The sequence below is a fragment of the Streptomyces sp. SAS_270 genome (genome assembly GCF_052543295.1).
Window position 1 is genome coordinate 69,586 of record NZ_JBMNDS010000044.1, and the last position, 10,207, is coordinate 79,792.

Genomic DNA, 10,207 nt, shown 5'->3' on the forward strand with positions numbered 1-10,207 from the left:
CCCCCCCCCCCCCCCCCCCCCCCCCCCCCCTTCCGGGTCGCCTGAACTACAGAGCGCCGAAGCCCACCTTGCGGGGGGCCTGCTCGCCGAGCTCGACATACGCGAGACGGTCGGCAGGGACCAGGACCTTGCGGCCGTGGTCGTCCACGAGGCTCAGCAGCTGCGACTTCCCGGACAGTGCCTCGGACACCGCGAGCTCGACTTCCTCGGCGGTCTGGCCGCTCTCCAGAACGATCTCGCGGGGCGCGTGCTGCACGCCGATCTTGACCTCCACGGCTATGTCCCTCCGACGGTCAGTGATGTGCGCGTGTCTCCGCGCCGTACGCAGCACACATTAGCCCTGTGAGGGGATGTGCACGCTCCGCTCAAGAACGCCAGGAGCGAACAGCGGACGGGAACAAAGAAGCGGTCAGGCGGTCAGTGGTGGTCGATGCCGTGCAGCGGGAACCCGGCGATGCCGCGCCAGGCCAGCGACGTCAGCAGCTGGACCGCCTCGTCGCGCGGCACGCTGCGGTCGCTGTGCAGCCAGGAGCGGGCGACCACCTGGGCCAGCCCGCCCAGACCCGAGGCCAGCAGCATGGACTCGGCACGCGAGAGGCCGGTGTCCTCCGCGATGACGTCGCAGATCGCCTCCGCGCACTCGTGCGTGACCTTGTCGACGCGCTCACGCACCGCCGGCTCGTTCGTCAGGTCGGACTCGAAGACCAGTCGGAAGGCGCCGCCGTCGTCCTCGACGTACGCGAAGTAGGCGTCCATCGTGGCCCGCACGCGCAGCGAGTTGTCCGAGGTGGACGCGAGCGCCGTGCGTACCGCCTGCAGCAGGGACTCGCAGTGCTGGTCCAGCAGGGCGAGGTAGAGGTCGAGCTTGCCCGGGAAGTGCTGGTACAGGACCGGCTTGCTGACGCCCGCGCGTTCGGCGATGTCGTCCATCGCGGCCGAGTGGTATCCCTGCGCAACGAATACTTCCTGGGCGGCGCCGAGGAGCTGGTTGCGTCGGGCACGGCGCGGCAGGCGAGTGCCCCGCGGGCGTGCCGCCTCTGTCTGCTCGATGGCTGTCACGCCGCCTCCCAAAATTGTCCACATGCGGTGTGCGCCGCGCGGCCATCGTACTTTTCGGTAACCCTGGTGTGCGCGGTGCGAGCGCAGAATTTCACGGACCGGACGGCGGCGATACGGCGCAGAGGGTGCCGAAGGGGGGCGAGGTGGGCGGCCCGGTGCCGGGGAAACCGCTCTGATCAGCGGCGTTCCGTCATTCGGGCGCGGCTTCGCCGCCCGTCGGCTCGCCTGGCCCGCTCACGCTTTTTCTGTCCGCCGTCGTCTCTCTTCCTCGTCTCTTCCCTGTTTTTCACCCCGCCGAGGCGGTCGGAGGGCGCTCAGCGGTACTCGTCCTCGTTGAGTTCGACGACCCTGGCCTGCTCCGCCCGGTCCGCCTCGTCGGCGTTGTCGGGGTCGCCTCCGGTCAGCGGGTCGTCGTCGTGCGGGGTCAGGTCCGCCTGCTGTTCGGCCGCGTCGGCCTCGGGGGCCTCCGTGTCCAGCGCATCCCGGTCCTTCACGTCGAAGGTCTCCGGGTCTGTCGGGTCGACTGCCATGGTTCCTCTTCCCGAGCGGTGCGAGCGCGCTTGTGTGCGGGGTGCGCTCCTGTACGGGTTTGGGTGCCCTCGTCCTGAAGCCTAGGAGACACCCGATCGGGGCGCTATGCGATCGGTCTGTGGTGCCCCTGCCGGATACGTCCGGGTGTTCCCCGCTTGCGTCGTGGGTGTCCTCACGTACGACAGGGGTGTCCTCGCCGAATACCCGGTATCTGTGACGGCGAACACATGAACCAGTGCGTGATCGTCTCGTAACATTGCCCGCATGTCTTCGACCGAGCTGCCGTCCGCGCTGGCCGCCCCTGTCACACCGAAGGTCAGTGCCGTCAAGGTCGCGGAGGGGGAGCGGCTGCGGTCCGTGGGGCTGCCGGGGATCACGCTGACGGTGCGCTCGAGACCGGCGGCGCGCGAGGGACTGCCGCCCGCCCTGTACGTGCACGGCCTCGGCGGTTCCTCGCAGAACTGGTCGGCGCTGATGCCGCTGCTCGACGGGCTCGTGGAGAGCGAGGCCCTCGACCTGCCCGGTTTCGGGGACTCGCCGCCGCCGGACGACGGCGACTACTCGGTGACCGGGCACGCGCGCGCGGTCATCCGCTATCTCGACGCGGCCGGGCATGGACCCGTGCACCTGTTCGGGAACTCGCTGGGCGGGGCCGTCACCACGCGCGTCGCGGCCGTACGGCCCGACCTCGTCCGCACGCTCACCCTGGTCTCGCCCGCCCTGCCGGAGATCCGCGCGCAGCGCACGGCGTGGCCGACCGCCCTGCTCGCGCTGCCCGGCGTGGCACGGCTGTTCACCCGGCTCACCAGGGACTGGACGGCGGAGCAGCGCGTCCGCGGAGTGACGGCGCTCTGCTACGGCGACCCCGGCATGGTCACCCCCGAGGGCTTTCGCAACGCGGTCGAGGAGATGGAGCGGCGGCTCGCCCTCCCCTATTTCTGGGACGCGATGGCACGCTCCTCGCGCGGCATCGTGAACGCGTACACGCTGGGCGGTCAGCACGGGCTGTGGCGCCAGGCGGAGCGGGTGCTCGCGCCGACGCTCCTCGTCTACGGCGGTCGCGACCAGCTCGTCGCCTACCGCATGGCCCAGCGCGCGGCCCGCGCCTTCCGCGACTCCCGGCTGCTGACGCTGCCGGACGCGGGGCATGTCGCGATGATGGAGTACCCGCAGACGGTGGCCACCGCCTTCCGTGAACTTCTCGCCGAGACCGGCCAGTTGGGGGACTCGGACGACACGGAGGGCCCGGTCGGGCCCACCGGGGTCGGGGCCGCCGCCTCCACCGTGGCCGCGGACGAGGCCGGCGCCACCGGCACGGGGAGCTGAGACGCCGAGTGGGACGTCACAGCCGCCGAGGGCGAGCCGACAAGGTCGACAAGGCCTACAAGAAGGAGAGCACCGGCGAGATACCGGTGGCCTCCGTGCCGCGCCCGATGCCGGGCGCACCCCGTTTCCCGGACGGTACGCCCGCGCGTGGCATTCCGCGTCTCCCGGACGGGACGCCCGCACACGGCTTCCCCCGTTTCCCGGACGGTACGCCCGCGCATGGCGTCCCGCGCTTCTCCGCCGACGGCGCGCCGGTGCGTGGTGGGCATCCAGAGCAGCGTGAAGTCGGTGGTGGCTGGGGCCAGTTGGGGAACCAGGCGCCGAGGATTCCCGGGCAGAGGCAAGGGCCTGGCCCCGGGCCCGGACCCGGTGGCCCCGGCGCCCCGGGCGTCCGCGGCCGCCCGCGCGCCGCCGCTCCCCGGCAGGCGTACGTCGATGCCTTCGACGCCGACGTGGACGACGATGTGTTCGCGCCCCACCGCACCCCGGTCCGCCACCAGGATCCTTACGGCCCCGTCGCCGACCGGTACCCGACGAGCGAAGAGAGCGGTGCGGCCGGTGAGCCCCCGCGCCCCGGTGTCGACGAGCAGGCCGACGGTGAGGGGGACGGCAGGAACAAGGGCGGCAAGGGCCGGGCGTTCACCGGCATCGCGGCCGCCGCCGTCACCACCGTGCTCGCCGTCGTCGTCGCCGGGCAGGTCACCGGCGGCCATGAAGACTCCACCCCACAGGCGCGGTCCACCGCCGGCGGCGACCGGGTCACCCGTGACGCCGCCTCGCGCGGGGACGGTCGGCCGACCCCGTCCGGGACGGCGCAGGCCGCGGTGCTGACGTACGACCAGAAGATGGCCAAGAGGTACCCGCTCGGCGCCAAGCTCAAGGCGTCGGGGAAGTTCGACGCCGTCCCGGGCTTCGACAAGGCGCCCGGCAAGGGGCGCAAGTACACCTACCGCGTGGACATCGAGCAGGGGCTCGGCCTCGACGGCGCGCTGTTCGCCGAGGCCGTGCAGAAGACGCTGAACGACAGCCGGAGCTGGGCCCACAACGGCGCCCGTACCTTCGAGCGGATCTCCTCCGGCAAGCCCGACTTCGTGATCACACTGGCGAGCCCGGGCACCACCGGCGTCTGGTGCGCCAAGTCAGGCCTGGACACCACCGAGGACAACGTGTCCTGCGACTCCGCCTCCACCGAACGCGTCATGATCAACGCGTACCGGTGGGCGCAGGGATCGAAGACATACGGTGATCAAGTTCACGCCTACCGTCAGATGCTGATCAACCACGAGGTCGGCCACCGCCTCGGATACGGCCATGTGAGCTGCGACAAGGACGGCGAACTCGCCCCCGTCATGCAGCAGCAGACGAAGTTCCTCGACCACGACGGGATCCACTGCAGGGCCAACGCCTGGCCCTATCCCGGGAGTTGACAGGCGTCTCTCAGCTCACGTTGACATGGGGCGAAAGTTCGTTCATATTTCTCCGCATGTCGCCTCGCCACGCCTCCGCACGCGCCGCCATTGAGCTGGCGCTCATCGGCGTGACCGCGATCTGCGTGGCCGACATTCTCTGTCGCTGACGTCCGCCTTTCGGCGCACGCGTCGCGATCCCCGCCGCACCCTTCCCGGTGGCCCCGTCCTTTCGTGGCCTCCTCCCGCTGTGGCCTCTTCCCGGTTTTCGACGACCTCGCGCCAAGGCGGACGTCTGTTCGCGTTCGTCTCACATCGCGTCCATCCGTCTCAACATTCGAGAGGTCGTCCTTCCGATGCGTCAACCGTCCCGCACAGCCCGCCGCGTGGCCGCGGCATCCGTCACCCTGGTCGTGGCAGCGGGCGTGGCCGCCTGCGGGCCCGAGGACAACGATGCCAAGGGCTCCAGCGGCGACTCCAAGCCGCAGAAGGGCGGCACCCTCACCGTCCTCAACGCGAACCCGCAGACCGACTTCGATCCGGCCCGGCTCTACACCTCCGGCGGCGGAAACGTTCCGTCCCTCGTCTTCCGCACGCTCACCACGCGCCACCGCGCGAGCGGCGCCGCAGGCGCCGAGGTCGTCCCCGACCTCGCCACCGACACCGGCCGCCCGAGCAAGAACGCGACCGTGTGGACGTACACCCTGAAGAAGGGCCTCAAGTACGAGGACGGCACCGCGATCACCTCGGCCGACATCAAGTACGGCATCGAGCGCTCCTTCGCCGCCGAACTCTCCGGCGGTGCCCCCTACTTGAGGGACTGGCTGATCGGGGCGGCCGACTACCAGGGCCCGTACAAGGACAAGACGGGTCTCGACGCGATCGAGACGCCGGACGCCCGCACCCTTGTCTTCCACCTGAACAAGCCCGAGGGCGAGTTCCCCTACCTCGCCACGCAGACGCAGTTCACCCCCGTGCCGAAGGCCAAGGACAACGGTACGAAGTACGAGGAGCACCCCGTCTCGTCCGGCCCGTACAAGGTCGTCAGCAACGAGAACGACGGCGAGCGGATCACCCTGGAGCGCAACACCCACTGGTCCGCGTCCACCGACGCCGAGCGCAAGGCCTACCCGGACAGGATCGACGTACGGTCGGGTCTGGACTCGTCCGTGATCAACCAGCGGCTGTCGGCGTCCCAGGGCGCGGACGCCGCCGCCGTCACCACGGACACCAACCTCGGCCCCGCCGAACTCGCCAAGGTCTCCGGCGACAAGGAGCTCGCCTCCCGCGTCGGCACCGGCCACTTCGGCTACACGAACTACCTCGCCTTCAACCCGAAGGTGAAGCCGTTCAGCAACCCGAAGGTGCGCCAGGCGATCTCGTACGCCATCGACCGCACCTCCGTGATCAACGCGGCCGGCGGCTCCTCACTCGCCGAGGCCGCGACGACGTACCTGCCGAACCAGAAGTCCTTCGGCTACACGCCGTACGACCTCTTCCCGGCGGGCACGTCAGGCAACGCGGCGAAGGCGAAGGAGCTGCTGAAGGAGGCCGGGTACAAGAACGGGCTCACCATCACGCTCACCCACTCCAACGACAAGGACTTCGAGACCAGCCCGGAGATCGCGACCGCGATCCAGGACGCGCTCAAGAAGGCCGGCATCACCGTCAAGCTCCAGGGCCTGGAGATCAACGACTACAAGGACAAGATCCACAGCGTCAAGACGGAGCCGGGTCTCTTCCTCGCGCACTGGGGAGCCGACTGGCCCTCCGGCGGCCCCTTCCTCGCCCCGATCTTCGACGGCCGGCAGATAGTCAAGGACGGCGCCAACTTCAACACCGGCTTCCTCAACGACAAGTCGGTCAATGACGAGATTGACGCGATCAACAAGTTGACCGATCTTGACGAGGCCGCCAAGCGCTGGGGTGCACTGGACAAGAAGATCGGCGAACAGGCGCTGACCGTGCCGCTGTTCCACCCGGTCTACAAGCGCCTGTACGGCAAGGACATCAAGAACATCGTGATCAGCGACTGGACCGGCGTCCTGGACATCTCCCAGGTCGCGGTGAAGTAGCACCGTGAGCGAGGCACTTGTCGCCTCCCAGGCCCCCGGGACGGACATACCCGTCCCGGGGGCCTCGGGGGCCCGTCAGTTCTGGCGGCGGCTGCGCACACAGCGCGCCGCCCTCGTCGCGGCGGCCGTCGTCGCACTGCTCGTCCTGATCGCCCTCGGTGCACCACTGCTCACCGCCCTCGAAGGCCAGGACCCCACCTCCTACCACCCGGGGCTCGTCGACTCCGCGCGCGGCGGTGTGCCGACCGGACCGCTCGGTGGCATCAGCGGCAGCCACTGGCTCGGCGTCGAACCCCAGACCGGACGCGACCTGTTCGCACGGCTGGTGTACGGGGCACGGGTCTCGCTCGGCGTCGCGCTCGCGGCGACCGTGGTGCAGGTGCTCCTCGGCATCCTCGTCGGCGTCGCCTCCGGCCTCGGTAACCGCTGGGTGGACCTGGCGCTCAGCCGGCTCACCGACATCTTCGTCGCCATGCCGCTGATGGTCATGGCCCTCGCGCTGCTCTCGATCGTCCCGACGAGTTTTCCGCGGCCCGTCCTGGTGGCGCTCGTCGTCGGCCTGGTCTCCGGCTGGGGCACGATGGCGAAGATGGTGCGCGCCCAGACGCTCACCCTCAAGGAGCTCGACTACGTCTCCGCGGCCCGCCTCAGCGGCTGGGGCTCCTGGCGGATCGCCCGCCGCGAGCTGCTGCCGGGCCTGGCGGCGCCCGTCATCACGTACTCCGCACTCCTCGTCCCGCAGAACATCTCCGTGGAGGCGGCCCTGTCCTTCCTCGGCGTCGGCGTCAAACCGCCTACACCGTCCTGGGGGCAGATGCTCACCGCCGCCGACGTCTGGTACCAAGCCGCACCGCAGTACCTGCTGCTGCCCGCCGGCTTCCTGTTCGTGACCGTCCTCGCGCTGACCGTGCTGGGCGACGGGGTGCGCACCGCCCTCGACCCGCGCGCGGCCTCACGGCTGCGCATCGGGACGGGACGCAGGGGCGAGGCCAAGGCGGACGCCGGTGGGACGGTCACGCACGAGAAGGGGGCCCAGGCATGAGCGGCTTCGGCGGGTTCGTACTGCGCCGCGCCCTCGGCGCCGCCGTCACCCTGTTCGCCCTCTCGGTGATCATCTACGTCGTCTTCTACGTCACTCCCGGCAACGTCGCACAGATCACCTGCGGCCCGCGCTGCTCGCCCGCCCAGGTGCACCAGGTCGCCGAGCAACTCCAGCTGAACGACCCGCTGTACGTGCGCTACTGGCACTTCCTTGAGGGCATTTTCGCCGGCCACGACTACTCGACCGGCACCTCGGTGCAGCACTGCTCGGCGCCCTGCCTCGGCCGGTCGTACCAGTCCGACCAGCAGGTCACCGAGCTGATCCTGACGAAGCTGCCGGTCACCTTCTCGCTCGTGATCGGCGCGATGGTGCTGTGGCTGGCCCTGGGCATCGGCAACGGTGTGCTCTCCGCCTGGCGGCGCGGCCGCCTCACCGAGCGCGTGCTGACCGGCGTCACCCTCGCCGGGTTCGCCACGCCCGTGTTCGTCATCGGCCTGGTACTGATGATCGTCGTCTGCGGGCAGTTGGAACTGCTGCCCTTCCCGCAGTACGTCGACTTCTCCGACGACCCCGAGCAGTGGGCCTGGAACCTGCTGCTGCCCTGGCTGTCGCTCGCCCTCATCGAGTCCGCCAAGTACGCCCGCCTGACCCGCTCCGCGATGCTGGAGACCCTCGCCGAGGACCATGTGCGCACCTTCCGCGCATACGGCGTCGGGGAGCGCGCCATCATCGGACGGCACGCACTGCGCGGGGCCCTCGCCCCCGTCATCGCCCTCAACGCCAACGACTTCGGGTCGGCGATCGGCGGCGCGGTGCTCACCGAATCGCTCTTCGGACTGCCCGGCATCGGGCGGGAGTTGGTGCACGCCGTGAACGTCGTCGACCTGCCGGTGGTCGTCGGCATGGTCCTGGTGACCGGCTTCTTCGTGGTCCTGGCCAATGCCGTCGCGGACGTCCTGTACGCGGTGGCCGACCGACGGGTGGTGCTGTCATGAGTTCCGGCAGCCCCGTGGAAAATCTCGTGAAGAGTCCTGTGGGTGGTCTCGTGGAAAGCCTTGTGGAAGTCAGCGACCTCACGGTCGGGTTCGGTTCGCTGCGCGCCGTCGACGGCCTCTCCTTCCGGCTGGAGAAGGGCGCCGCCCTCGCCCTGGTCGGCGAGTCCGGCTCCGGCAAGTCCACGGTGGCTTCGGCCCTCCTGGGGCTGCACCGGGGGACGGGGGCGCGCGTCGGCGGCACGGTGAAGGTCGCCGGCGTCGACGTCCAGGAGGCGTCCGAGAACGAACTGCGGCGCCTGCGCGGCGGGAGGGCCGCCATGGTCTTCCAGGACCCGCTGTCGTCCCTCGACCCGTACTACGCCGTCGGCGACCAGATCGCCGAGGTGTACCGGGTGCACACGAAGGCGTCCCGGCGGGCGGCACGCGCGCGTGCCGCCGACGTACTCGACCGGGTCGGCGTCGCGGACGCCGTGCGCAAGGCACGGGCCAGGCCCCACGAGTTCAGCGGCGGCATGCGCCAACGCGCCCTGATCGCCATGGCGCTCGCCTGCGAGCCAGACCTGCTCATCGCCGACGAGCCGACGACCGCGCTGGACGTGACCGTCCAGGCCCAGATCCTCGACCTCCTGCACACGCTGCGGGAGGAGACCGGGATGGGACTGCTGCTGGTCACGCACGACGTGGGCGTCGCCGCCGAGAGCGTCGACGACGTCCTCGTCATGCGCCACGGGCGCGCTGTCGAGCACGCGCCGGTCGGCGACGTCCTGGGGGCGCCCCGGGAGACGTACACGCGGGAACTGCTGGGGGCGGTCCCGCGGGTGGACGTGCGCCGGGCCGGGGGCCCGGGCGTGACGGACGGGGCTCTCACGAACGACGTCGTTCTCGAAGCGGTCGGTCTGCGGCGCGAATTCGGCCGTGGGAAACGGCGGTTCGCGGCCGTGGACGACGTGTCGCTCACCATCCGGCGCGGGGAGACCCTCGGCGTCGTGGGGGAGAGCGGCAGCGGCAAGACGACACTGGGGCGGATGCTGGTGGGGCTGCTGGAGCCCACGGCCGGATCGGTGCGCCACGAGGGCGCCCAGCGGTCCGGGGTGAGCCCCGCCGTGCAGATGGTCTTCCAGGACCCCGTCTCCTCCCTCAACCCGCGGCGCAGCGTGGGCGAGTCGATCGCCGACCCGCTGCGCGCGCGGGGGGAGAGGGACGAGGAGCGCATCCGGGCGCGGGTACGGGAGCTGCTGGAGCGGGTGGGGCTGGAGCCCGCGCACCACGACCGCTATCCGCACGAGTTCAGCGGCGGGCAGCGGCAGCGCGTCGGCATCGCCCGGGCCCTCGCCGCCGATCCGCGTGTCATCGTCTGCGACGAGCCGGTCTCCGCGCTCGACGTCACCACGCAGGCCCAAGTGGTCGCCCTGCTCGGTGAGCTGCAGCGGGAACTCGGGCTCGCCCTGGTCTTCGTGGCGCACGACCTCGCCGTCGTACGCCAGGTCAGCGACCGGGTCGCGGTGATGCGGCGCGGCCGGATCGTCGAACACGGGCCCGCCGACGAGGTGTACGAATCGCCACGGGACCCGTACACGAAGCAGCTGCTGGCCGCCGTACCGGCCCTCGATCCGGCGGTCGCCGCCCGGCGCCGGGCGGCCCGCCGAGAGCTGGCCGCAGCTTAACGAAACGTAACTGCTTGATCCCTTAGCGCGACAGAACGCGAACCGCTCGGGAAAGTTACGACCGTTCACCCCTTTTGGTGGCGCGATGGACAACCGTCCGTCGCGCCAC

10 protein-coding genes are annotated in these 10,207 nt (G+C 70.6%); 7 read left to right on the top strand and 3 right to left on the bottom strand.

The features are described from left to right. Window positions 1-46: 46 nt before the first annotated feature. The 3 genes from ACN6LB_RS26670 to ACN6LB_RS26680 all read right to left on the bottom strand — a co-directional run bounded on the left by ACN6LB_RS26670 (window position 47) and on the right by ACN6LB_RS26680 (window position 1,589). Entirely contained in the window at window positions 47-274 is a 228-nt protein-coding gene (locus tag ACN6LB_RS26670) for a DUF3107 domain-containing protein (RefSeq protein WP_356140575.1), read from the bottom strand. A gap of 143 nt (window positions 275-417) precedes the next feature. Further along, complete coding sequence (locus ACN6LB_RS26675) at window positions 418-1,059, bottom strand: TetR/AcrR family transcriptional regulator (protein WP_356140572.1); 642 nt, start codon at window positions 1,057-1,059, stop codon at window positions 418-420. 314 nt (window positions 1,060-1,373) lie between these two features. Then, the gene (locus tag ACN6LB_RS26680; protein WP_356140568.1) at window positions 1,374-1,589 is read right to left on the bottom strand and encodes a hypothetical protein; all 216 of its coding nucleotides are present in this window, start codon (window positions 1,587-1,589) and stop codon (window positions 1,374-1,376) included. Between the two features lie 265 nt (window positions 1,590-1,854). Here ACN6LB_RS26680 and ACN6LB_RS26685 point away from each other — a divergent pair, with 265 nt between their 5' ends. From ACN6LB_RS26685 to ACN6LB_RS26715, 7 genes are all read left to right on the top strand, one after another. Next, window positions 1,855-2,916, top strand: coding sequence for an alpha/beta fold hydrolase (locus ACN6LB_RS26685; protein WP_445028130.1), 1,062 nt, complete (start codon window positions 1,855-1,857; stop codon window positions 2,914-2,916). Window positions 2,917-3,023: 107 nt separating this feature from the next. Next, window positions 3,024-4,343 carry a DUF3152 domain-containing protein gene (locus ACN6LB_RS26690; protein ID WP_445028137.1) on the top strand — a complete coding sequence of 440 codons (1,320 nt, stop codon included), beginning with the start codon at window positions 3,024-3,026 and terminating at the stop codon, window positions 4,341-4,343. 56 nt (window positions 4,344-4,399) lie between these two features. Next, window positions 4,400-4,492, top strand: a complete 93-nt coding sequence (locus tag ACN6LB_RS26695; protein WP_356140564.1) for an Ms4533A family Cys-rich leader peptide — start codon at window positions 4,400-4,402, stop codon at window positions 4,490-4,492. 186 nt (window positions 4,493-4,678) lie between these two features. After that, on the top strand, window positions 4,679-6,397 hold the full coding sequence (locus ACN6LB_RS26700) for an ABC transporter substrate-binding protein (RefSeq protein WP_445028131.1): 1,719 nt from the start codon (window positions 4,679-4,681) through the stop codon (window positions 6,395-6,397). Between the two features lie 4 nt (window positions 6,398-6,401). Next, on the top strand, window positions 6,402-7,439 hold the full coding sequence (locus tag ACN6LB_RS26705; RefSeq protein ID WP_445028132.1) for an ABC transporter permease: 1,038 nt from the start codon (window positions 6,402-6,404) through the stop codon (window positions 7,437-7,439). Beyond that, entirely contained in the window at window positions 7,436-8,434 is a 999-nt protein-coding gene (locus tag ACN6LB_RS26710) for an ABC transporter permease (RefSeq protein ID WP_445028133.1), read from the top strand. The genes ACN6LB_RS26705 and ACN6LB_RS26710 overlap by 4 nt, the downstream gene beginning before the upstream one ends. Beyond that, window positions 8,431-10,098, top strand: a complete 1,668-nt coding sequence (locus ACN6LB_RS26715; RefSeq protein WP_445028134.1) for a dipeptide ABC transporter ATP-binding protein — start codon at window positions 8,431-8,433, stop codon at window positions 10,096-10,098. Before ACN6LB_RS26710 ends, ACN6LB_RS26715 begins: the two co-directional genes overlap by 4 nt. Window positions 10,099-10,207: the final 109 nt, after the last annotated feature.

Coding starts and splice junctions, on each gene's coding strand:
- ACN6LB_RS26685 (WP_445028130.1), top strand. CDS start 1,855: ATGTCTTCGACCGAGCTGCCGTCCGCGCTGGCCGCCCCTGTCACACCG.
- ACN6LB_RS26700 (WP_445028131.1), top strand. CDS start 4,679: ATGCGTCAACCGTCCCGCACAGCCCGCCGCGTGGCCGCGGCATCCGTC.
- ACN6LB_RS26690 (WP_445028137.1), top strand. CDS start 3,024: ATGCCGGGCGCACCCCGTTTCCCGGACGGTACGCCCGCGCGTGGCATT.
- ACN6LB_RS26715 (WP_445028134.1), top strand. CDS start 8,431: ATGAGTTCCGGCAGCCCCGTGGAAAATCTCGTGAAGAGTCCTGTGGGT.
- ACN6LB_RS26710 (WP_445028133.1), top strand. CDS start 7,436: ATGAGCGGCTTCGGCGGGTTCGTACTGCGCCGCGCCCTCGGCGCCGCC.
- ACN6LB_RS26695 (WP_356140564.1), top strand. CDS start 4,400: ATGTCGCCTCGCCACGCCTCCGCACGCGCCGCCATTGAGCTGGCGCTC.
- ACN6LB_RS26680 (WP_356140568.1), bottom strand. CDS start 1,589: ATGGCAGTCGACCCGACAGACCCGGAGACCTTCGACGTGAAGGACCGG.